The 22,939-nt window shown below is 46.6% G+C and carries 23 protein-coding genes and 1 tRNA gene; 7 read left to right on the top strand and 17 right to left on the bottom strand.

The window, feature by feature from the left end:
* Positions 1-2 precede the first annotated feature (2 nt).
* The 6 genes from Y696_RS04610 to Y696_RS04635 all read right to left on the bottom strand — a co-directional run bounded on the left by Y696_RS04610 (position 3) and on the right by Y696_RS04635 (position 5,559).
* Positions 3-461 carry an Asp23/Gls24 family envelope stress response protein gene (locus Y696_RS04610; RefSeq protein ID WP_006492590.1) on the bottom strand — a complete coding sequence of 153 codons (459 nt, stop codon included), beginning with the start codon at positions 459-461 and terminating at the stop codon, positions 3-5.
* Between the two features lie 19 nt (positions 462-480).
* Positions 481-1,038: an elongation factor P gene (efp, locus tag Y696_RS04615; protein WP_006492591.1), complete on the bottom strand. Its 558-nt coding sequence runs from the start codon at positions 1,036-1,038 to the stop codon at positions 481-483.
* 21 nt (positions 1,039-1,059) lie between these two features.
* Positions 1,060-2,136: a Xaa-Pro peptidase family protein gene (locus Y696_RS04620; RefSeq protein WP_006492592.1), complete on the bottom strand. Its 1,077-nt coding sequence runs from the start codon at positions 2,134-2,136 to the stop codon at positions 1,060-1,062.
* 35 nt (positions 2,137-2,171) lie between these two features.
* Positions 2,172-4,625, bottom strand: a complete 2,454-nt coding sequence (mutS, locus tag Y696_RS04625; RefSeq protein WP_183084182.1) for a DNA mismatch repair protein MutS — start codon at positions 4,623-4,625, stop codon at positions 2,172-2,174.
* Positions 4,626-4,693: 68 nt separating this feature from the next.
* Positions 4,694-5,311: an ATP-dependent Clp endopeptidase proteolytic subunit ClpP gene (gene clpP / locus Y696_RS04630; protein ID WP_006492597.1), complete on the bottom strand. Its 618-nt coding sequence runs from the start codon at positions 5,309-5,311 to the stop codon at positions 4,694-4,696.
* Between the two features lie 8 nt (positions 5,312-5,319).
* Entirely contained in the window at positions 5,320-5,559 is a 240-nt protein-coding gene (locus tag Y696_RS04635; RefSeq protein WP_006492598.1) for a DUF370 domain-containing protein, read from the bottom strand.
* 66 nt (positions 5,560-5,625) lie between these two features.
* On the opposite strand from Y696_RS04635, the gene obgE reads away from it, so the two are divergent.
* The 3 genes from obgE to Y696_RS04650 are packed head-to-tail and all read left to right on the top strand — an operon-like array spanning position 5,626 to position 8,432.
* A complete protein-coding gene (gene obgE / locus Y696_RS04640) occupies positions 5,626-6,945 on the top strand; it encodes a GTPase ObgE (RefSeq protein WP_006492599.1) in 1,320 nt (439 codons plus the stop codon).
* Positions 6,929-7,501: a nicotinate (nicotinamide) nucleotide adenylyltransferase gene (nadD, locus tag Y696_RS04645; RefSeq protein ID WP_173362783.1), complete on the top strand. Its 573-nt coding sequence runs from the start codon at positions 6,929-6,931 to the stop codon at positions 7,499-7,501. Before obgE ends, nadD begins: the two co-directional genes overlap by 17 nt.
* Positions 7,494-8,432, top strand: a complete 939-nt coding sequence (locus tag Y696_RS04650) for a tRNA-dihydrouridine synthase (RefSeq protein WP_006492601.1) — start codon at positions 7,494-7,496, stop codon at positions 8,430-8,432. Before nadD ends, Y696_RS04650 begins: the two co-directional genes overlap by 8 nt.
* A 456-nt stretch (positions 8,433-8,888) precedes the next feature.
* Here the strand turns inward: Y696_RS04650 and Y696_RS04655 are convergent, their stop codons facing one another.
* From Y696_RS04655 to Y696_RS04675, 5 genes are all read right to left on the bottom strand, one after another.
* Complete coding sequence (locus Y696_RS04655) at positions 8,889-9,593, bottom strand: ABC transporter ATP-binding protein (protein ID WP_121509815.1); 705 nt, start codon at positions 9,591-9,593, stop codon at positions 8,889-8,891.
* Positions 9,586-10,359 carry an ABC transporter ATP-binding protein gene (locus tag Y696_RS04660; RefSeq protein WP_039882888.1) on the bottom strand — a complete coding sequence of 258 codons (774 nt, stop codon included), beginning with the start codon at positions 10,357-10,359 and terminating at the stop codon, positions 9,586-9,588. Before Y696_RS04660 ends, Y696_RS04655 begins: the two co-directional genes overlap by 8 nt.
* Positions 10,346-11,392 (bottom strand): branched-chain amino acid ABC transporter permease, encoded by a 1,047-nt coding sequence (locus tag Y696_RS04665; protein ID WP_039882889.1) that lies wholly within the window; start codon positions 11,390-11,392, stop codon positions 10,346-10,348. Before Y696_RS04665 ends, Y696_RS04660 begins: the two co-directional genes overlap by 14 nt.
* 5 nt (positions 11,393-11,397) lie before the next feature.
* On the bottom strand, positions 11,398-12,285 hold the full coding sequence (locus tag Y696_RS04670; protein ID WP_006492605.1) for a branched-chain amino acid ABC transporter permease: 888 nt from the start codon (positions 12,283-12,285) through the stop codon (positions 11,398-11,400).
* Between the two features lie 101 nt (positions 12,286-12,386).
* The gene (locus Y696_RS04675; protein WP_006492606.1) at positions 12,387-13,514 is read right to left on the bottom strand and encodes an ABC transporter substrate-binding protein; all 1,128 of its coding nucleotides are present in this window, start codon (positions 13,512-13,514) and stop codon (positions 12,387-12,389) included.
* 731 nt (positions 13,515-14,245) lie between these two features.
* Here Y696_RS04675 and tdh point away from each other — a divergent pair.
* The 3 genes from tdh (at position 14,246) to Y696_RS04690 (ending at position 17,526) form a co-directional block, all read left to right on the top strand.
* On the top strand, positions 14,246-15,277 hold the full coding sequence (gene tdh, locus Y696_RS04680; RefSeq protein WP_183084183.1) for an L-threonine 3-dehydrogenase: 1,032 nt from the start codon (positions 14,246-14,248) through the stop codon (positions 15,275-15,277).
* A gap of 23 nt (positions 15,278-15,300) precedes the next feature.
* Positions 15,301-16,485: a glycine C-acetyltransferase gene (locus Y696_RS04685; protein ID WP_121509817.1), complete on the top strand. Its 1,185-nt coding sequence runs from the start codon at positions 15,301-15,303 to the stop codon at positions 16,483-16,485.
* 72 nt (positions 16,486-16,557) lie between these two features.
* Positions 16,558-17,526 (top strand): calcium/sodium antiporter, encoded by a 969-nt coding sequence (locus Y696_RS04690; RefSeq protein WP_259459847.1) that lies wholly within the window; start codon positions 16,558-16,560, stop codon positions 17,524-17,526.
* 116 nt (positions 17,527-17,642) lie between these two features.
* Here the strand turns inward: Y696_RS04690 and Y696_RS04695 are convergent, their stop codons facing one another.
* Together Y696_RS04695 and Y696_RS04700 are read right to left on the bottom strand one after the other, a co-directional pair.
* A complete protein-coding gene (locus Y696_RS04695; RefSeq protein WP_259459848.1) occupies positions 17,643-18,170 on the bottom strand; it encodes an N-acetyltransferase in 528 nt (175 codons plus the stop codon).
* A gap of 74 nt (positions 18,171-18,244) precedes the next feature.
* A complete protein-coding gene (locus tag Y696_RS04700) occupies positions 18,245-18,988 on the bottom strand; it encodes a type 1 glutamine amidotransferase (RefSeq protein WP_121509819.1) in 744 nt (247 codons plus the stop codon).
* 49 nt (positions 18,989-19,037) lie between these two features.
* On the opposite strand from Y696_RS04700, the gene Y696_RS04705 reads away from it, so the two are divergent.
* Positions 19,038-19,125: transfer RNA gene (locus tag Y696_RS04705), tRNA-Leu, on the top strand.
* A gap of 131 nt (positions 19,126-19,256) precedes the next feature.
* Here Y696_RS04705 and hutH read toward each other — a convergent pair.
* The 4 genes from hutH to Y696_RS04725 all read right to left on the bottom strand — a co-directional run bounded on the left by hutH (position 19,257) and on the right by Y696_RS04725 (position 22,925).
* Positions 19,257-20,774 carry a histidine ammonia-lyase gene (hutH, locus tag Y696_RS04710; protein ID WP_409071678.1) on the bottom strand — a complete coding sequence of 506 codons (1,518 nt, stop codon included), beginning with the start codon at positions 20,772-20,774 and terminating at the stop codon, positions 19,257-19,259.
* A gap of 77 nt (positions 20,775-20,851) precedes the next feature.
* A complete protein-coding gene (locus tag Y696_RS04715; protein ID WP_121509940.1) occupies positions 20,852-21,514 on the bottom strand; it encodes an amino acid ABC transporter permease in 663 nt (220 codons plus the stop codon).
* 14 nt (positions 21,515-21,528) lie between these two features.
* Positions 21,529-22,281, bottom strand: a complete 753-nt coding sequence (locus Y696_RS04720; protein WP_121509821.1) for an amino acid ABC transporter ATP-binding protein — start codon at positions 22,279-22,281, stop codon at positions 21,529-21,531.
* Positions 22,278-22,925 (bottom strand): amino acid ABC transporter permease, encoded by a 648-nt coding sequence (locus tag Y696_RS04725; RefSeq protein ID WP_121509822.1) that lies wholly within the window; start codon positions 22,923-22,925, stop codon positions 22,278-22,280. Before Y696_RS04725 ends, Y696_RS04720 begins: the two co-directional genes overlap by 4 nt.
* Positions 22,926-22,939: the final 14 nt, after the last annotated feature.

Consider the following 22,939-nt stretch of genomic DNA (forward strand, 5'->3'; position numbering starts at 1 on the left):
TTTCAACCCTCTTTTTCTCTATCTTCTTCTTCTACGGTAGAATCTTGTGAAGCCATTTCTTCTAACTCAGGTTTGGCTTCTACGCTTTCAAACTCCTCTTCTTCCTCGATGACAGCAGGCTTCTGGGCTTCTTCGTAAACATCTTCAATTGTAATCGACACGTCTTCAACCTTTATGCCGCTGAAGCTTTCTACGTCGTTCTTAAGTTTCTCCTGCATTTTTCTGGCGTACGAGGGTATCGAGACACCATACTTGATTTTTGTGTTTACGTTAATCTTGACGGTCTTGGTCCCATCGACCTTTTCGTCAAGATCAATGTCAACTGTCGACTTGGCTTCTTTTCTTGCTTTCCCTTCCTTTGGATCGAACTTGAGGAATTCCATGTAGGAGTGAATAGCAATATCCCGGATTACAGCCTCCGAGATTTCGATTCTTCCGAGATCGGTCTCTTCAAAATCCATCATTCTCCCTCCTTTCCACCTATGCTCTTTCGATATATTCGCCTGTTCTTGTATCTACACGGATCAGCTCTCCGTTCTCGACGAAGAATGGGACAGAAACCTTCAATCCCGTTTCGAGAACAGCCGGTTTGCCGCTTCCAGAAACTGTATCACCTTTATAGGCAGGTGCGGTATCCGTTACTTTGAGGACGACAGTGTTTGGAAGTATAACGCCTATAGGTCTATCTTCATGGAACTGAAGGTCCACTTCCTCGTTTTCCTTGATGTAGTCCAGAGCATCTCCCATCTCATCTACACCAATTGTATACTGCTCGTAGGTCTCAAGGTCCATGAAATGAAAGAGCTCATCCTCCGAGTAAAGATACTGAACATGTCTGAATGAAAGCGCAGCTTCTTCAACTTTTTCGCTTGCTTGAAACGTGAACTGCCTAACAAGACCAGTTTTCAGATTTTTCATCCTGGTCCTTATTATACCGTCCCCTCTTCCCATTGAATGTTTGTTAGCTTCTGTTACAATGTAGATCTCTTCTTCAATTATTAGGGGCATTCCCTTTCTAATCTTTCCAACTTCTATCATCTAGAAGCCACCTCCGGATCGCTAAAGAATCTTCAACTCTCTATCTAGATTAGTCAAAACATCAATTCCATTTTCACGAAAATAACAATCGTCTTCTATTCTAACCCCAAATTTTCCGGGAAGATAGATACCCGGCTCAACTGTTATGACTGCTCCGGCAGGAATAGGAGCAGAGTTCTTTGGAGACAGACCTTGACCATCGTGAGTGTCCATTCCCAGGCTGTGCCCAAGACCGTGTCCAAAGTAATCTCCGTAACCAGCCTCTTCAATTATACTTGCCGCTAACTCATGCAGGTAACTGCCAATTACGCCTGCCTTAGCGGCTCTTTTGGCTTCTGTTTGAGCCTTAAGGACTGTCTCGTAAACCTTTATCATTTCATCCGTCGCATTGCCTATACTGTAGGTTCTTGTTATGTCTGAGTTGTAACCGTCTACCCTTGCACCGTAGTCAATCAAGAGAAACTCTCCCGTTTGAAGTTTTCTCTTGGAAGGTCGCCCATGCACTATGGCGCTTCTCGGACCGCTACCTACAATAGTTTCAAAGGCCAGATAACCTCCGCGTTTTCTGATTTCATATTCGAGGGTGGCACAAATCTCTTCTTCCGTCCTTCCCGGACGAATGAAGTTGAGAGTTTCAGTTAGTGCATCTTCTGCGACTTTGACAGCGGCTTTTATCTTCTCTACTTCATCGGCAGTTTTAACCATTCTCATATCTTTGAGAATAGAGTCTGCGGGTTCCAACTCCACTCCAAGGTGAGAGAAAACCCTTTTGTATAGGCCAAAACTAATAGTCTCTTCCTCGAATCCGACGTGATTGGCTCCATCGTCGAGTAAAGCGGCCTTAATTATATCCTTAAGCTCGTCTCCGTTTTTGTAAGGAATAAGCTTGAACTTTGATTCCATTTCAACTTGAGTGAAATACCTGGAGTCGGTCACTATGTACTCACTCTTAGGTGTTATGATCAGAACTGAAAAGGAGCCCGAAAAGCCAGATAGATACCATGAACTGGAACGGTTGCTAGACTCCATGTTGTACAGCACAAAACCATCAAGATTTCTCTCCTTAAGCTTTTCACGAAATTGCTCAATTCTCGACATGATCAACCTCCGGATTGCCAAATTCTTTGTGTACCCTAAAACAAACTGATTTGGTTCCTGTTCATTTTCCCTTTCTTCGATTGTCTGATTTCCCTGAGGTCTTCGGCGCTTAGCACTCGCACTGCTTTGTCCAATGCCGATTGTTTGGAAATTACCCTTAGAATCTCTTTAGCTCTCGAAAGGACGGTCTCGGGAACACCGGCCAGCTTCGCCACTTCTATTCCATGAGAACTATTCGCTACACCGTTGATCACCTTATGGAGAAAGATAATTCCCTTTTCCGTCTCAACTATGCGAGCTGTCTTGTTCTTTATACCAGGATACATGCTAGAGAGTTCAGTCAGTTCTGTGAAATGAGTTGCAAATATCGTGTGGCAACCAATCGCTTCATATATGAATTCTGAAACTGCCCATGCGATTGAAATCCCATCAAACGTGCTTGTGCCTCTACCAACTTCATCCAGGATTACTAGGCTATCTTCAGTGGCCTTAGATAGAATTGTTGCTGTCTCCATCATTTCAACAAGAAAAGTTGATTTGCCGCTGGCAAGTTCGTCTCTGGCGCCAATTCTGGTGAAGACCCTGTCGTAAATCGGTAGCATCGCATCTTTTGCCGGTATGAATGAACCCATTTGAGCCATTATTGAAAGCAAGGCTACTTGTCTAATGAAAGTGGACTTACCGCTCATATTTGGCCCAGTTACGATGAAGAAGTTCTCGGAGCTATCCATTGATATATCATTCGGAGTGAAATCAGGCACAAACCTCTCAACTATGGGATGTCTAGAATTCGAAATCCTTGCACTTCCGTCAACGGAAAAGCGCGGCCGGCAGTAATTGTATTTTCTGGCAACAAGGGATAGTGATTGCAGTGCATCGATCTCAGACAGAACTATAGCTGCATCTTTGAGCCTTTGCAACGAATTCATAAGCTGCGAGCAGACACAAAGAAAAAGTGCTTTCTCAAGAGATTGTATTTTCTCGTTTGCACTGAGGATCTTGTCTTCGAATTCCTTGAGCTCCGGAGTTATGTATCTCTCTGAATTAACCAACGTTTGCTTTCTTGTGTAGCTTTCAGGGACCTTTCCGGACTGGCTTTTTGGAACTTCGAGAAAGTATCCGAAAACCTTGTTGAATTTCACCTTCAACGAAGGGATTCCTGTAGATTTCTTTTCGCTAGTTTCAATTGCCCTGATCTTTTCAACGGAGTTATCGAGAAGATCACGGAGAGAGTCCAGCTGAGCGTCAAACCCCTTTCGGATAACATTTCCGTCTCCTATGGAGGAAGAGGGTTCATCAACAATACTGCGCCGCAGCAATTCCAACTCATCGGGAAAAAGTTCGAATCTTTCGCAGAATCCTTCAAATGCCGTTTCGTTAGAAATCAGCTCTTTTATGTATGGGAGAACAGCAAGAGAGGTTCTGAGAGATTGAAGGTCTCTCGGTGTTATCCTTTCCGTCGAGAGGCGACTCGTTATCCTTTCGATGTCATAAACACTGTGAAAGTATTCTCTCAACTCATCGAGAAGGTGACGATCGGAATAAAGGGCTTGAACTACGTCTAGCCTTTCATCGATTTTATGCCTGTCAGTCAAGGGCGAAAGCAGCCACTGCCTCAGCCGTCTTTTTCCCATCCCTGTGATCGTCTCATCAAGTATTTCCAAAAGAGAACCCTTTCTCTCGAGACGAAAGAGATTAAGATTTTCAACTGTAGAAACATCTAGCTGCATCGAATCCGTTTTTCTGAGAATTCTTGGGAGTGAAAGATGCTTCAGGGGAGAGAAATTTATCGTTTCAAGGTACTTAAACAAAGCGCCTAGAACCTCAACTTGCTTATCATCAAGTTCGAGATGGTCGATAGAGGCAATCGAATAAAACTCCTTGACATAGTTAATGCCTGAAGATAACGCAAAATGCCAATCCTCAATAAGTTCAACCATTGATGATGTAACGCCGGCGATTTCCTTCTTCAGATCTTTCAAGCTTTCTCTTAAGAGAACCTGAGAAGGTTGGCTCGCCACAATAAAGTCCTTGAGCGAAATTAGGTCCTCTGCTTCGGAAATTATGACTTCACCTGTCGATACGTCGGCCAATACGATTATGAAAAACTCTCCAGACTTGCCAATAGCGATTATGTAGTTGTTTTCGGCTTCGGGGAGCAGTTCATCTTCGACTATCGTTCCCGGCGTAACTACTCTCGTCACTTCTCTCTTAACGAGTCCTTTTGCAAGGGCTGGATCCTCTGTTTGTTCACAGATGGCAACTTTATGGCCAGCATCTACGAGCTTTTTCAAATAGCCATTGATTGAATGGTAAGGCACTCCCGCCATGGGCACGCCATTTCTCGAAGTAAGAACAATCTGCAGTTCGTTTGAAACAAGTTTTGCATCGTCTAGGAACGTCTCGTAGAAGTCTCCAAGTCTGAAAAGAACGAGACAGTCTTTGTAGTTGTTCTTGACTTCCAGATATTGCTTCATCATCGGTGTCATTTCCGCCACTTCGTTCACTCCGGACACATCAAAAGCCGGCGCTCAGCGCCGGCCGGTTGTTTTCTCTCTTATTCTTTCGTCTTTACTTTTGCCTTCTGCTCAATTACCTTATCTATCATTCCGTATTCTACTGCTTCTGTCGAACTCATGAAGAAATCTCTGTCGGCATCTTTTTCGATTTTCTTGATTGACTGCCCCGTATGCTTGGCAAGAATCTTATTGAGTTCGTCTCGGAGATAAAGAATCTCCCTTGCTCTTATCTCGATGTCTTTTGCTACACCTTCGGCACCGCCAAAGGGCTGATGAATCATCACCCTTGAATTTGGCAGTGCAAACCTCTTCCCTTTCGTTCCACCGGCCAGAAGGATCGCACCCATAGAGGCAGCCATCCCGATACAGATTGTCGAAATATCAGGTTTAATATACTGCATCGTATCATAAATTGCCAGCCCAGAAGTAATAGAACCACCGGGGCTGTTTATGTAGAGATTGATATCCTTCTCAGGGTCCTGGGATTCCAGGAAGAGCAGCTGAGCAACTACAATATTGGATACTTCATCATCAATCGGCCAGCCAAGAAAGACTATTCTTTCAGAAAGCAGTTTTGTGTAGATATCAAAAATCCTCTCTCCCCTGCCCCTGTCTTCAACTACGTAAGGGACGAAAGGCGCCATGTTTATGCCCATAATGCCTCCTAATTTCTGAAGAGTTTTTCTATAATTCTCTTTGGTGGAAGAAAGGAGAAGATGACATGACCACTGTTTGTTATCAGTATGGCCTTTGTTCTCTTACCAAAGGTTAGGTTAACTATCTTTCCAGTTTCCATACCTAGCTGTTTGAGCCTTCGAACGGCCGAGCTTTCTACAGGGAGCACAGCAAGAATCCTATCCTTTACCACAAAAGACTCGAAACCGACGTTCACAACACGATCCACTTCTACTTTCCCCCTTCCAATATCAATGTTATTATAACATAATGGAGATACGGCGGAGGTGTCCCAATGCTAGCTAACGATCAGGAAAGCCTCGTTGATACGGGGCGGATTTATGTTAAAGCGGGAGATGGCGGTAACGGATCTGTCTCCTTTAGGAGAGAGAAATACATTCCCTATGGTGGTCCCGACGGTGGAGACGGAGGAAGAGGTGGCCATGTCTTCTTGAGAGCAAGCAATTCAATAAACACACTTTACGGCTTCAAGCACAAGAAGAGATTCCTCGCACAGAGTGGTGAGAGTGGTCAGGGTTCAAATATGGCCGGGAAGAAGGGGAAAGATCTGGTTATTAGAGTACCGGTAGGGACTATTGCGTATAATGCTGATTCTGGAGAGATCATAGCAGATCTTTGCAACCCTGGGCAGACGATCGTGATAGCTAGAGGAGGAAAAGGCGGTAGGGGAAATGCAAGATTTGTCTCTTCGACAAATCAGGCCCCTAAAGCTGCTGAAAATGGCGAGCCCGGAGAGGAGCTCTTCGTCAATTTGGAACTTAAAATTCTTGCCGATGTCGCGCTTGTTGGATTTCCAAACGTGGGCAAGTCGACTCTCATCTCCACGATTTCCAATGCAAGACCTAAAATTGCCAATTATCATTTCACTACGCTTTCCCCTAATCTTGGTGTTGTAATGGTGAGCGACTCGCAGGGATATATTGTGGCGGATGTTCCCGGGTTAATTAAAGGAGCTCACGAGGGCATTGGACTTGGGCATACATTCCTTAGGCACATCGAAAGGTGCAAAACAATCGTTCATCTTCTGGATATCTCAGAGAGTGAAGAAAGAGACTTCATTCAGGATTACATAGATATCCGTTACGAGCTCGAATTCTATAAGAGGGAGCTTGCTGATAAGCCTGAGATTGTAGTTGCAAACAAATGCGATCTCATTACACAAGCAGAGAGGCAGAAGAGGCTTCAACTATTCAAAGAAAGCACCGGCAAAGAAATAATTCCTGTTTCTGCCGCTACTCATGAGGGTACTCAGGCTTTGAAAGAAGTGATATGGAGAACGATTGAAGGAGACAGTTCATACCTATCGTCAATGAAAGGGGATGAAGATACCCCTCTACCGCAGGTCGAGCCAGTCGTCCTCACGGCACCCTACCCCGAGGATTTCAGAGTGGAGAAGGACTCTTCTGGAAGGTATGTGGTTCTGGGGCCGGCAGTCGATTTCTACGTGAGAAAGATCAGGGCGTTCAAGTATAGGGATCGTTTTATCATGGATAAATTGGAAAAAGGAGGATTGTCTTCAAAACTTAGAGACGCAGGAATCATGGAAGGAGATACTGTCGTAATAGATGATAGAGAGTATGTGTTCAGGGAATAGGATTGGGATCTTTGGGGGTTCTTTCGATCCAGTGCACAATGGACACATCATTGTTGCAATACTAGCCATAGAACAGCTGGAGCTTGAAAGGCTGTATGTAACTCCTGCTTACATACCTCCTCATAAGGTATCTTCAACGATTGCCCCTTACGAAAAGAGAATGAAGTGGCTTGAAATAGCGTTTGAAGGTGTTGAATGCGCCCACGTTTCGGACTACGAAAGAGATCGAGGCGGGGTCTCGTATTCTCTTTTCACAGTTAGGCATTTCTCTAGAGTTCACAACTGCAAACCCTTTCTAGTTATTGGCGAGGATAGCCTTGCTTCGCTTGACAGCTGGTATGAATACGAATCACTACTTCGCGAAGCAACGATCGCTGTTTACCCCAGAAATTCGATAGAGGTAGAAACTGCTTTGAAAGCAGAAATAGTTTGGTTAGATGCTCCGCGTTTTGAAATATCATCCACTGAAATCAGGAGAAGACTTTCAGAAGGTAAGTCTGTTAGGGGAATGGTTCCCGATTCAATACTTGACGAGGTAGAGGACTTCTATGGATAAACAGATTGGGCTTTCTCCCATGGCCGGTTACACTGATGCCGTTATGAGAGAGCTTTCAGCTGAATGGGGAGCGGATTTTGTCTTCAGCGAGATGATTAGTGTAGAAGGTGTGCTTAGGGCGTCGGGAAGAACAGAGGAGATCGTTCCGGTAACTCCAACGCGAATTCAACTATTCGGCTCGAGCGCTTCTAGAATGGCTAAGGCAGCGATGAGGCTTTCGGAAGTCGCAACCTGGATAGATATAAACGCAGGGTGCCCGGTAAAGAAGGTTACACGAAAAGGCGCCGGAAGCGCCCTATTAAGAACGCCCGAGAAAATTGCGGAAATGATCACCGCTCTAAAGAACAGCATAGATGTGCCGGTTTCTGTGAAGATAAGATTAGGAAATGACGCTACTGATACTGAAAAGATAATCTATCAGATTATTGAAGCTAAACCTGATGCGGTTTTTGTTCATGGCAGAACAGTTTTACAGGGGTACTCTGGAAAAGCTAACTGGGATGAAATTGAAAGAATAACGAAACTGCTTCATTCAGAAGGCATACTATCTTTTGGATCGGGTGATATGTTTAATCCTGAGGCAATTGCTTACGCTTTGGAAAACTATTTCATCGATGGTGTACTAGTTGCCAGAGGGGCGATTGGTAGCCCCTGGATCTTCAAACAGGCGAAAGACCTCATCAAGTTTGGTTCATATGAGGAGCTTGCTCCTCACGAAAGACTTGCTCTCTTTCTTAGACACTTCAGAAGACTTTCCGAGGCGGTGGGTGAAGACCAGGCAGTTAGAGATCTCCGGAAATCTTTTGCGGGTTACACGAGAAACATCAGGCATGCCGCGAGTCTTAGAACCGAATACATGAAGTGTAACTCTTTTTGCGAAGTAAAGAAGCTATTCGAAGATCTCATTCCAGATTACAAGACTTCGGTATAACGAACCCTTGCTGAAGAAGCGCGAATACGAACTACATTTCTGAGCCCTCTATACTCTTTTGCTCTCCCCGCAACTTAGTCAAAGAGATGGATAGAGCTACATGTCCTAGATATTTCAGGCTTATCTTCAGAAGAAGTAACCAAGGGCACTTACTTACCATCTCATGCATAGCCACTTGCTTGAAAAGGCCAAATTCAGGCGACCGCTATGTATCGCAGTCAGCGGGAACCTTGGTTGTGAAAAGTCATCGAGGAAGCACATCGATATAAAGGGCTGCTTGGGGGTTACCATGTCGTTTTATACTTTATGATGATTTTCTAGAGAAAAGTTATTTGAATGACGGGTGTTCCAAGAATACTTATGGATATGAAATTTCACCATTGTTAGCACGCGGTGATTTCTTGGATCATCCTATAGATCAGGCTGTGAAAGCAGCATATGGTTCATATCTAAAAACTATCCTCCAAGATACGATTTTTTCACCAGGTCGTCGCTAAGCAAGTCTTCTCCTTTTCCCTGAAGAACTATTCGCCCTGTTTCAAGTACATAAGCATAGTCGGCCAGTTTCAGCGCAGCGAGAGCATTCTGCTCTATCAATAGAATCGTCTTACCCTCCTCATGAACCTTTCGAATAACCCTGAACACTTCACCCACAATTACTGGAGCAAGTCCTAATGATGGTTCGTCCAGCATAAGAAGATCAGGTCTAGACATTAGTGCTCTGCCTATTGCAAGCATCTGCTGCTCTCCACCTGAGAGAGTTCCGCCCTTTTGGTCTTTTCTCTCTCTCAATCTTGGAAACAGGGTATTAACCCAGTCAAGATCCTTCTCGATTTCTTCTGAGTCTCTTCTCAGGAATGCCCCTAGCATAAGATTTTCAGTTACTGTAAGGTTAGGAAAGATTCTTCTACCCTCAGGAACCAGAGTCATCCCAGCCTTCACGATATCATTTGTTGACTTGTTTGTGATGTTCCTCGATTTGAAAAGTATCTCTCCATCCTTCACTTTTTTAAGACCACATACGCTTCTAAGAGTTGTCGATTTTCCGGCTCCATTTGCTCCAATAAGTGCAACTATCTTTCCTTCTTCAACGCTGAAGGAGATTCCCTTCAGAGCATGTATACCACCATAAAAGACATTCAATTTTTCCACCTTAAGCATACAAATCACCCGTTCCAAGGTAGGCGGTTATTACATCAGGATTGTTCTGAATCTCCTCTGGAAGACCCTCTGCAATTGTAACACCGTGATCTAGAACAATGATGCGCTCGCATATCGTCATAACCAAACTCATGTCGTGTTCAATCAGCAGTATCGTCAGTTGGAACTCCTTCCTAATTTTAAGGATCAATGCCCCCAGAGCAAGTGTCTCTTCTGGGTTCATCCCTGCAGCAGGCTCGTCCAGCAACAACACTTTTGGTTGAGTTGCCAGAGCCCTTGCAATCTCGAGTTTTCTCTGCAGCCCGTAAGGAAGCGATCCAGCCTGATCTCTCTCATACTTCTCCAGACCAAGTGTCTTGAGCAAGGATCTAGCCTTTTCGTGCATCGCCAGTTCTTCTCTCTTATATTCCGGGAATCCGAAGACCGCAGAGAAAACCGAGGATCTCAGTCGCAAGTGGCAAGCCGTAAGAACATTTTCCAAGACTGTTAGCTCTCCGAAAAGCCGGATGTTTTGAAATGTTCTTACGATACCCGCTGCGGCGATTCTGTCTGTCTTCAAACCCGTTATGTCTTTGCCTTCAAAAAGGATTTTTCCTTCGCTTAGATAATACGTATTCGTAATAAGATTGAACACAGTTGTTTTTCCTGCTCCATTAGGCCCTATGAGTCCTACCAGCTCTCCTTCTTGAAGATCAAGATTGAAATCCGAAACTGCAGTAAGTCCGCCGAATCTCTTAGTTACTTGCTCAAGTTTAAGCAGACTCATTTGCATTCCTCCCCTTAGATCTGAAAATCCATGTCCATGAGAACTCTTTGTGACCAAAAAGGCCTCTCCTGAAGAAGATCACTGTAATAACGAGGATAAGCGCAAAGATTAGCATCCTCATGCCGGGGATACCGGGTATAGTGAAACCAAAGATCGTCATAGGCGATTCCACGAACCTGAGCAGTTCCATCAAGAAGGCAACCGAAATGCCCATAACGACACTTCCAGTTATGCTTCCCAGCCCTCCAAGAAGGACAATCATGACAATTTGAAAGGTTAAAGCGATGTTGAATGAATTCGGATCGATTGTCATGAGTAGACTACCAAGCAGGCCACCACCAATGCCGGCGAAGAAGGCTCCTATTACAAATGCCAGGGTTTTGTGTTTGAAAAGATTGACTCCCATAGCTTCAGCCGCAACTTCGTCCTCTCTTATTGACTTCAACGCACGTCCATAGCTGCTGTCTACTAGTTTCTTTATGAAGAAGACGGTGAACAATGCCCAGCCCCAGCTCCAGTAGAGGTTTGTATATGTGGGAAGTCCTTTCAATCCAAGAGGCCCATTGGTGATACTTTGAAGGTTGTTGAGTATCACGCGAATTATCTCCGCGAATCCGTAAGTTACTATAGCGAGATAGTCTCCCCCTACCCGAAGACAAGGGGCTCCGACAGCAAACCCCGCAATTGCAGCAACAGTACCCCCTATGAGTAACGCGAAGAAGAAGGGAATCTCTATTTCGCTTAGTGGCCATATTATGGGTTGAATAAAAAAATTCATCGCTTTGAGAGAAGGAGACATGTACAGCAAAGCCGATGCGTATGCACCAAGCGCCATAAAACCAGCGTGACCTAAAGAAAACTGACCAGTGAAACCGTTTATCAGATTGAGACTGACTCCAAGTATAACGTAGATGGCAGCAACATTCAGAATTCTCTTGATAAATGCGTCAATATAATTCTCGGCTAGCCAGAGCAACAAGATGAAAACAAGAAGTCCAATAATGGTTATGACCAACTTCAGTTTGCGATCCATTACACTCACCTACTTGTCTTCTCGCCGAATAGACCTGTTGGCTTTACTAGAAGAATCACGACTAGAAGAACGAAGATTAATGCGTCTCTATAACCCGCGGCCTCAGGGAAAAAAGCGACCAGCATGATCGTAACCATACCAAGCATGAATCCACCGACCAGAGCTCCCACAATACTTCCAATTCCTCCGATTATAGCCGCAGTAAAGGCTCTCCAGCCAGGAAAAACTCCCATAAAAGGCCATATTTGTGGATATCTGAGCGCCCAGAGAATTGCACTTAGCGCTGCGAGTGCTGAGCCTATAGCAAATGTGAATGCAATAGTCCTGTTAACGTTTATTCCCATCAGTTTTGCCGTATCGAAGTCGACAGAAAGGGCGCGCATCGCCAATCCCATTTTCGTGCGCTTAACCAGAAAGGTGAGCAAAAGGAGTACGACTATTGAAACCACAATAGTGGTTATTGTTATCGCCTGAATTCTGACCCCTCCTACGACAAATGTCCTGGTCAGCGATGGGGGTACATAAAATGATTTCTGCCTTCCACCGAAAACAACCGTCGCTATGTTCTGGAGAAGGAAGGACATGCCAATTGCTGCACAGAGCGAAGAAATTCTTGGCGCGTCTCTCAGAGGTCTATATGCAACACGCTCGATACCAACTCCAAGTAATATAGTTACTACGATTCCGAACAAAACTGCTAGCCACCATGGCATCATAAAGAGAGTGAATCCGTAGTAGACAAAGAAAGTAGCCATCATAAAGACATCGCCATGAGCAAAGTTCACAAGTTTGACTACTCCGTAGACGAGAGTATAGCCTATTGCAATCAGCCCGAATATGAAACCCAACGAAATTCCGTTAACAAGGTGCTGCAAAAAAACGCTAGAGCTCATCCTGCCACCACCTTCATCTTAGCTATCGTTCTTAATAAGGACGCAGGCGTTGGCCTGCGTCCGGCACCTAAGATTCTGCGGATAGATGCCCTTTGTCTTATTTATTCGGCAGGTTTCACAACACTTACAAACTTGAAAACTCCGTTCTCCACTTTTCTGACAATCGCATCCTTAATGGCATCTCCGTTTTCGTCAATTGTTATGTATCCTGTAACCCCTTCGAAAGCTACGGTTTCACTCAAAGCGTTCTTAATGTCCTCAGGAACGGCTGAGCCAGCCCTTTTAATCGCGTCTACAGCCAGCATAAACGCATCGTACCCCAATGCCGAAAATGCGCTCGGTTCGACGCCATACTTTGCCTTGAATGCCTCTATGAATTCCGCTGCTTTCGGAGTTGGGGCTACCGACACATCGAAGTGAGTGCTGAAGTAGCTGCCTTCAACGGCGGCACCACCGACCTGCAAAAACTCAGGAACTTCCCAGGTATCTCCGCCAAGGAACTGAGATTCAATTCCAAGTTCGCGTGCTTGCTTAATGATTAGTGCTGCCTCTCCATACGAAGCAGCAGGGATGAATATTACATCGGGATTCTTTCCCTGAGCATATGCAAGCTGAGCGGTGAAGTCTTGGTCCCCCGTCTGATAAGAAATGACACCGCTTATCGACTTGTTATCCCCGGTAAGTGCTTTGAATGAATTTTGGAAGTAATGTGAAAGACCTACAGAATAGTCTGAAGCGATATCTTGAATAATCACGGCTGTCTTTGCTCCGAGCTCATTAACAGCAAATTTAGCCATCACGCTTCCCTGGAATGGGTCGATGAAGCAAACTCTAAAAGCATAGGGTTTTCCCAATGTGACCAGCGGGTTGGTAGGCGAGCATCCGATCATCGGTACTCCTGCAGCATTTGCAACTTCGCTGCCAGGTATGGCTACAGCACTTCCATAGCTGCCGATTATTACAGATGCTTTGTTGAACTGGATCAATCTGGAGACGGCGTTTGAAGCTTCCACCTTTTCGCTCTTGTTGTCGACGAGAACCAACTCAATCGGTCGGCCAAGAACCTCTGTCACTTGTTCAGCTGCGAGATTAATACCTTCCATGGTAAGCTGACCACCGGCCGCGTAGGGTCCGGTCATTGGTTCAAAGACTCCAATAACGATCGGTTCAACAGCAAACAGTATAAATCCCATTAACAGAACAGAAGCTAGAACCAGAATCCTTTTCACTTCCCTCACCTCCACAATTGTGATCATTCACAACCGAAGTGACCTCAGAAAAAGCAAAAATACTCGGAGCACAGCTTTGACTTTACCGAAAGCACCGAGACAACTGTGCAGAATGAGAACATCAAACGGGTGAAAATCATAACTGCAGCACTGGACTTCATGAACAACTGAGACCCAATAACCGCTCAGGAACGCGAAAAGTCTTGTGGTACTCATTAAGATTGAAAGACAACAAAACACCGAATTACTCAAAATGATAATACCATGTGAATCAACAACAACCTCTTCTCAAAAAACGCCTTCATGAGGAGATTTGAGCAAAGAAAGCTGATAATCGCTTTCTATCTATCTGGAGACCAAAGACGGGCGGTCAAAGATCACTAACGTTTTTGCTATTGATCGAGTAAGATGGAGAGTTGAGAGAGTGTGTTTAGTAACTTTTTTGCAGATTGTTGACATGTGATGTCAAGGGGTTTCAACAGGAGTTTGTTTGAAAACTCATCTGTTTTCAAAATCGTTCGTGACTCGTCAGATCATTTCAATGGAAAGTGTTTCTTGTAGAACCTAGCCGTTCGGTACGCTATAAGAAGTATCAATCAATTCAAGAGCTGCCATCAACAACATTTGTCCATAAATAGGTGGCTGTCTATTTTATGAAACAATACGATCAACTTACAATTACAATGTGGAATCATAAATGAAAGGAGGGAATTTGATTGGAATCAGAAACTATGATTGCAATAGTTAAGGAAAGACCCGCGCCGGGATTGACTCTAAAAAGAGTTCCTGTTCCAAGGGAGCTCGGTCCTCATGATGTACTGGTGAAAGTGAAGAGAGCGTCGATATGTGGCACAGATGTTCACATCTATAACTGGGATGCGTGGTCACAGGAGAGGATTCGTCCCCCTCAGATTGATGGCCACGAATTCACTGGAGAGGTTGTAAGCATCGGTGGAGATGTTTCCACCGTTAAAGTGGGAGATTCAGTTGTATCCGAAACACATATACCGTGCCAGAAGTGTCTTCAGTGTAGAACCGGTAAGATGCACATATGCAAGAACATGCAGATTCTCGGTGTTCACAGGGACGGAGTCTTCGCAGAATATGTGAGGGTCCCCGAGGTTGTCTTATGGAAGGTAGATCCTTCGATCCTTCCGGAATATGCTTCGATAATGGAGCCCTTCGGCAATGCCGTTCATACAGCGCTAGTGACTGATCTCACCGGAAAGAATGTCCTGATTACCGGGGCCGGACCTATCGGAGTGATGGCGGTAGCGGTGGCGAAGGTTGCAGGGGCGGCGCAAGTAATCGTCTCTGAGATCAAGGAGTTCAGAAAGGATCTGGCGAGAAAGATGGGAGCCGATATAGTGATCGATCCGTCAGAAGAGGATCTTCCTTCCAGAGTGAGAGCCCTAACCGAAGACAACGGAGCCGACGTGCTTCTCGAGATGTCGGGAAACTCTACGGCCTTCATTCAGGGTCTTCAGAGCCTTACTAACGGGGCCGTCGTTTCTCTTCTCGGAGTCTTTCCCGGTGAGTTATCATTTGATATAAACGGGCTGTTCACTTTCAAGGGTCTGACTATGTACGGTATCACGGGGAGAAAGATGTTCGAGACCTGGCAGGTCGCGACTCAGCTGCTTAAGAACAGCAGAATCGACCTTTCGCCTGTCGTCACTCACATTCTTCCCGCAGATAGATTCGAAGAGGGTTTTGATGTCATGATGAGAGGTATTTCCGGAAAGGTAATCCTTGAATTCTGAATTGACTTGTCGGAGGTGTTTGGATGTTTGATTTTGATGTTCTTAAACGGGAAATGGAGGAGCTTGAGGAGAAGGGTCTGCTCGTCAAGATAAGGACGCTTGAATCGCCTCAGGGCGCCTGGCTGAACATCGAGGGGAAGAAAGTTCTTAACATGTGCTCAAACAATTACCTTGGACTGTGTTTCGACGAAGAGCTCAAGGAGGCGGCGATCGACGGCATAAGAAAGTGGGGAGTTGGACCGGGTGCAGTTAGGTCTATTGCCGGGACACTTGAATTACACAATGAGCTTGAGACTGAACTTGCCAGATTCAAAAAAGTTGAATCAACTCTAGTCGTTCAGTCGGGCTTCAATGCAAACCAGTCGGTAATTGCGCCGATCGTTACTGAAGAGGACGCTATTCTCTCCGATGAACTGAACCACGCAAGCATAATTGACGGAGTCAGGCTGACGAAAGCCATGAGATATGTCTGGAAGCATAAGGATGTGAACGACCTGGAGACTCAGCTGAGAAAGGCCGAGTCCGACGGGGCCAGGAGAAAGCTGGTAATAACGGACGGCGTTTTTTCGATGGATGGAGATCTTGCTCCGCTTCCCGAGATTGTCGAAAAGACGAACAAATACGGAGCGATTCTGATGGTGGACGACGCTCACGGCGAAGGTGTTCTCGGAAGCCATGGAAGGGGCATAGTCGACCACTTCGGATTGCATGGAAGCGTAGATATCGAGGTCGGAACTCTTTCGAAGGCCTTTGGAATAGTGGGAGGTTTTGTCGCCGGCAAGAAGACACTGATCGATTATCTGAAGCAGAAGGCGCGTCCATTCCTCTTCAGTTCATCACTGTCTCCGGCCGAAACCGCAGCCGCCATCGCGGCCGTAAGGAAGCTTTCTTCATCTGACGAACTGGTCAAGACGCTGTGGAGCAACGCGGGCTATTTCAAGGATCAGCTCAAGGCGCTCGGTTTCGATACGGGACATACTGAGACTCCGATAACTCCTGTTATGCTTTATGACGCGAAGCTTTCCTCAACATTCTCAAAAAGACTCTTTGAAGAGTCCATATTTGCAAGTTCGATCGGCTTCCCAACCGTTCCCAAGGGAAAGGCCAGAATAAGAGTCATGATAAGCGCTTCCCACTCGAGGAAGGATCTGGACTTTGCGGTCTCCAAGTTCGAACTGATCGGGAAGGAACTTGGCGTCATAAAGTAAAAACACGGCTTTAACTTCAGTTGAATATAATCTTTGTTGTTGCAGCGGCAATGGCCGCTGCTTTTCGTGGAGGTGAAACGCTTGTTTGTTTCGTTGCTGATGCTGGCCGCTGGATTTGCTTTGCTCATAAAGGGTGCCGATTATCTGATCGAGGGATCTGTCGCAATAGCCAAGAATCTGGGAATCTCCGAACTGCTCATTGGCCTCACGATAGTTGCTCTGGGCACGTCGGCGCCGGAACTCGCAGTGAGTATCCAGGCGGCGATCAAAGGTTCAGACATCGCTCTGGGAAATGTTCTGGGGTCTAACATCGCGAATATTGGTTTGATTCTCGGTGCGACCGCCTTGCTCACTCCGCTGGGAGTTAACAAGACCACCATGAGTTACGAAATACCTTTCGTTATTCTGATCACCGTCGCCAGTGGAGCGTTGATACTGGGAAACGGCAACGGTCTGAACAGGAGTGACGGCATAGTCCTGATTACTTTTTTCTTGATCTTCATGATGTACGTGTTCACAATGGCTAAGAGGGACAGGAATATTTCGGACATCGTCGAGGTAGAAGGAAAGCGAGATATCGAGATTCTCGAAAAGAGTCCTGCGCTCGCCTGGGTAGCCACTATCGGAGGAACCGTAGCCGTCATTCTCGGAGGAAATTTCGTGGTCGACGGAGGTTCTTCGATTGCACGGATATTCGGAGTGAGCGATATGCTGATTGGTACAACTATTGTGGCGATCGGAACTTCTCTTCCGGAGTTAGTGACCACAATTTCGGCAGGAAGGAAAAACCGCAGCGATCTTGCCATAGGGAACGTGGTAGGGTCTAACATCTTCAATCTGCTCCTCGTTCTAGGGATTTCGGCCACCATCTCGCCTATCACGGCACAGAGATCGCTTGCCGGGGAAATCATCTTTGCATCGCTTCTCGCGATAGTCCTGCCCTTGCTTCTCTTTAGAAAGAAGGAGCTGGACAGGCCAAGAGGCGCTCTACTCCTGATAATCTACACTGCATTCCTCGTTTCAACAATAGTCAGCGGCTAGAGATTCTGGAGCAAATTGAATTAAGGTCATTTGATGTATGTGAATTACTGTATAGATGTCTTTTTGCAGACTGGCGGATGTTGAGAAGAGAGACTTCCTGAATGCCTGCATTTGATCTAGAGAAGATAGTGAAACTCGAGGCGGACCTCGCGTCTTTCAATATCTTCGTTTGAATAACAGGCAGTATCGAAACCGGCCAATTCGAAACCGTATTTCAGGTAGAAGGAGATGGCCGGATAGTTGCAGCTTTGAGTCTCGAGTACCAGGCGTCTCATGCCAGAAGTGATTGCGTAGTCTCTTGCTGCATCCATCAATTTCCTTCCGACTCCCATTCGTCGGCACTCCTCCCAGACCAGAATGTCCCAGATGCGAAGCGAATTGTTCCACTCTCTTTCGAAGAGAACTAGGCCCAGTTCCTTGCAGCCGTCGAAGGCTCCGTACGCTATCGGATGCTCTTTGAAAGGATCGAGGAGATTGTAGGATTCCTCTTTCACGAATGGGGCCGGGAATTCCTTCAATAGGAGATCAACCGTCCATCGGTCTGAATCGTTTTCGATAACGAGATCGTAGTATCTCTCGCTGGAATAGCTATATCTTACGGTCCTTCTGGAAAGCGATTCGGGATCAAGCGCGATTGTCTCCAATTTTTCCTCCTATCATGAGTCTCCTTCGTAAAGGCGAAAGGCGCGAATTCGAATTCTGTTGCAGTCGAGTCGGATCAGTAAGGGAAGACCTTGCGCCCGTCTTCGGGCAAAGGAGGATCCACGACACTGACTCCTGCAATTTTCGCGAAATTCTTTATAAGCTGCCAGCCTGGCGGATTCCGCAGAAAGCCGCCCTGTGTCTCCGGGTGAAATTGAACACCGTATATCTCCTTCTCTTTGTGCTTCATCATCTGGATAGGAGTGACATTTCCTCTTGCGAAGAGTTCAAATTGATCTGGAATGTAGGCTACTGCATAGGCATGGTTCTCCCATACGAGAAGGCCGTTGTCGAAGCCTTCAAGGATCTTATCGTCTTTCAGAAGAGTCATCTCGTGCCAGCGGCGTTCATCGCTGTAGTAGAGAACCGAGCCGAAAACCCTGGAGATTATCTGGTGTCCGAGGCAAATACCCAGTATCGGGACCTCGCCTCTGAGGATTATCTCTCCGCCCTGGTAAACGTTGTCGTTCCAGTCAATATAGTTCCGCATAGAATCGCCGCCGGCAATAATAACGCCTGCGTATTCTTTTTCATTTTCGGGAAGCTCATCGTTGAATATCTTGAAGATCCTGTACCTGATACCCTGTTCCGCAAGAGAACGCTCTATCGGTGATAGCTTGGCTTCATATGCCGGGTCGTTCAGAAAGAGGGCAACGACGCCTCTATTATCGTACGAAGCAGTAAGCATAGTTGGAAAGAAACATGCAAACACAACCAGTGCAAACAAACGTATTATTGACAGAACAGTCTTTTCCTCCATTGACTCTTGACACCTCTCACAGCGAATGATAAACTACTATTTGTGCGATGCCGGGGTGGTGAAATTGGCAGACACGCATGATTCAGGTTCATGTGGGCATACCGCCTGTGCGGGTTCAAGTCCCGCCCCCGGCACCAGATATTCAATAGAGGACGAACGACGTCCTCTTTTTTGTTTTTCTCCCGACTCGAACCAAAAAAATCGCTTGTCAAATCCCACTTCCTCCTAAAGGCTGTTCAGATGATCATTTTGCAGTAAAGAACACGTTCTAGAGGTTCGACAGTCCCGCTTTCCTGAAGAGAAGTCTTCTTACGTCGGAAAACTCCTTTCCGAAATAACGATCTTCCTTATGATCGGGAACTATCTCCTCGATATCTTTGAACAGACCTTCAATTACCGCACTGGACCTTTTCGGGTGTCTGAAAGAGAGCGCCCTGAAGGCCAGAAGCGCCTCTATGGAGATCAGAGTCGCAACGTTGTCTACTATTTTCCAGAGCTTTCTTGCGCCCCAGGCTCCCATACTCACGTGGTCCTCCTGAAAGCCCGAAGTGGGAATAGAGTCTGCGGATGCGGGGTGAGCGAGCGTTTTGTTTTCGGAAGCGAGTGCAGCCGCAGTGTACTGCCATAGCATGTAGCCGGAATTGAGGCCTTCCTCTCCGTTGGTCAGGAAGGCGGGGAGGTCGTTGAGCTTCGGATTGACAAGTCTATCTATCCGCCTCTCGATCATGTTGCCCATGTCTGTCAGGGCGATCGAGAGAAAATCCACGGCCAGCGCGACAGGTTCTCCGTGGAAGTTGCCTCCGGAAATAGCGTCTCCGTTCTCGAATATCAGGGGGTTGTCCGTTGCAGAATTTACTTCTATATTAAGTACCGACCCAACATAATCGATAGTGTCTTTCACCGCCCCGTACACCTGAGGAATGGTCCTTAGCGTGTAGGCGTCCTGAACGCGGTCACAGTCCAGATGGGAAGTCCTGATCTCACTTCCTTCCAGCGTCTCTCGAAGTCTTCTGGCAACGTAACTCTGCCCGGGATGCCTTCTTGCCTGCTGAACTCTCGCATCGAAGGGTGAAGTGCTTCCCATGAGGGCATCGACGGACATCGCCGCAACGAGAATTGCCTGTTCGAAGAGCTGCGTCGCGGTGTGTGTAGCACAGGCGCCGATTCCCGCCATGAAGGCAGTGCCGTTGAGAAGGCTTAGCCCCTCTTTTGATTTCAGTACGAGAGGCTGGAGTTTTGCCCTCTCCAAAGCCTGAGAGGAGGAAACCACTTTCCCGTCGAAAAAGCACTCTCCTTCACCTATCAGCGTCATAGCGATGTGCGCAAGGGGAGCCAGGTCTCCGCTGGCTCCGACGGAGCCTTTCTCGGGGACCATAGGGGTGATTCCATTGTTGAGAAGGTCGAGAATCCTCTGAACGACGCACTTTCTCACTCCTGAATATCCCTTCAGGAGAGAATTCGCCCTAACCAGCATTATCGCCCTTACGAGTTCTCGTTGGACGGGCTCCCCTACACCAGCCGCGTGAGAGAGCACTATGTTCTTCTGAAGGGCGTCGACATCGTCGGGAGAGATGCGATGATCGGCAAGAATTCCGAATCCAGTGTTCACTCCGTATATTGTCTTCTCTTTGCTGATGATCTCAAGGGATCTTCGCCTCTCGTCCAGAAGCCCGGCCGCGGTTTCTTCAATACTACATGGCTCATTTTCGAACGCGACACTGAAGATATCCGAGAGCCTCAAATGTTCTCCGTCTATTTGCACTGACCCACCTCCGGGAGAGTCCATTTTATCGGTAAAGATTATATTGGATAAACCTTAAGCTGGCAAGTCTGCAACGACTCTCGATGTACGGCAGAACGTGCCTATCTAACCCATTCAAGACCGGGAATCTCCACTTTTTTCTCCAGTATGCTGAAAAGCTTTGTGAAGAAGAGAACCACCACGAGATATATGATCGCGACAACGAGATACACTTCGAAAAACTGGAAGTTTCTCGAAGCGATGAACTTCGCCTGTGCCATCAGTTCAGGCGCACCGACTATATAGGCCAATGAAGTGTACTTCAGCAGGTAGATGAATTCATTAGTCCAAGCCGGGATGACTCTTCTGAAGGCCTGAGGCATTATCACCTGCAGTATCGCCTGTCTCTTAGTCATTCCAAGAGATCTGGCGGCCTTCATCTGGTTGCCGGCAATCGACTGTATTGAGCCCCTGAGGTATTCGGCCTGGTAACAGCCGCTGTTGATAGCAAAGCCGATAATCGCCGCCGTGAAGGGCGACAGGTTCACTCCAAGTGGCGGAAGGCCGTAATATAGAATGAAGAGCTGAACGAGGAGCGGCGTGCCCCTAATCACCTCTATGATTGCCGTCGAAATTCCGTAGAAAAACTTGTTTCCGTACACTCTTGCGATCGCCAAAACCACGCCGATCACAAATCCAATCACCACGGCGATCATTGTCATCTCAAGAGTAACACCGAGTCCCTCAAGTAGTTTCGGCCAGTTGTCTACAACTATCTTCCACATTCTCTCCAATTCATTCACTCCCCGTAGAGCTCGTTGAGCTTGAAGAGAAATTCCTTCGTTCTGGGATTCTTGGGATTCTTGAACATCTCTTCGGGAGAGCTCTGTTCGACTATATGGCCGTGCTCCATGAAGATGATCTCATCCGATACGGTTCTGGCGAATCCCATTTCATGAGTTACTACGAGCATCGTCATCCCGCTTTCGGCAAGATTCTTCATAACAGAGAGAACTTCCCCGATCAGTTCCGGGTCGAGTGCCGACGTAGGCTCGTCAAAAAGGATTATCTTTGGCTGCATTGCTAGAGCGCGCGCGATACCCACTCTTTGCTTCTGACCGCCCGAGAGCTGTGCGGGATACATCTTCGCCTCTCGCTCCAGCCCGACTCTCTTGAGTTCCTTCATCGCCAGCTCTTTTGCTTTCTCCTTCTCCACCTTCTTGACCTTGGTCAAACCGACCATGACGTTCCTGAGAGCTGTAAGATGATTGAAGAGACCGAAGTCCTGGAAGACAAAACCTATCTCCTGGCGAATCCTGTTTATGTTCTTTGCAGAAGTCACTTCTTCCTCTTCCAGCCATATTTTGCCTTCATCTGGAGTCACGAGCATGTTTATGCAGGAGAGCAAAGTGCTCTTGCCGGTGCCGCTGGGGCCGATTATCACCTTGGTCTCGCCTTCATTCATATCGAAAGAAACGCCTTTGAGAACCTCCTTGTCTCCGAAAGATTTCTTAAGGTTCTCGACTCTCAATACGACTCTGTTTTCGCTCATCTTACCGTCTCCTTTACATCGAATCCAGGTATAGCAAGCCGCTTCTCGACGCTTCCCAGAGTCTTGTTGATAATGATCGTCACTACGAAATACATTACGGCAACCGTGAGATAGATAAGCATCGGTTCGTACTTCGTAGCGATTATGTATCCACCCTGGCGAAGAAGCTCCGTGACTCCAAGCGCATAAGCCAGTGACGAATCTTTAAGTACTATCGTGAACTCGTTTGTCCATGGCGGCAGGGCGATCCTTACTGCCTGGGGAAGGACTACATTTATGAATCCCTTAAGATTGGTCATTCCCAGTGATCTGGCAGCTCTCATTTGAGCCGAGCTGACGGAGTTTATTGCTCCCCGGAAGATCTGAGACTGATAGGCGGAAGATCTAAAGCCCAGTCCTATCACTACCGCGACAAATGGGGAGAATCTGATTCCAATTCTCGGAAACCCGTAGAATATTAGAAAGAGAATTACCAGTTCCGGAATGCTTCTGAGGATCTTTTCATAGCCTGCAATGAAGGCCTTGATCCACTTGTTTCCGTAGACCTGGCCAAAAGAAATGGGGAGGGCCAGAACAAGGCCCAACCCCAGAGTCAAAAAAGTGATTTGAAGTGTTACCCACATTCCTTTCAAAAGAGCGGGCAAAGAATCAACTATTA

It is taken from the genome of Mesotoga sp. H07pep.5.4, assembly GCF_003664935.1.
Taxonomy (GTDB): domain Bacteria; phylum Thermotogota; class Thermotogae; order Petrotogales; family Kosmotogaceae; genus Mesotoga; species Mesotoga prima.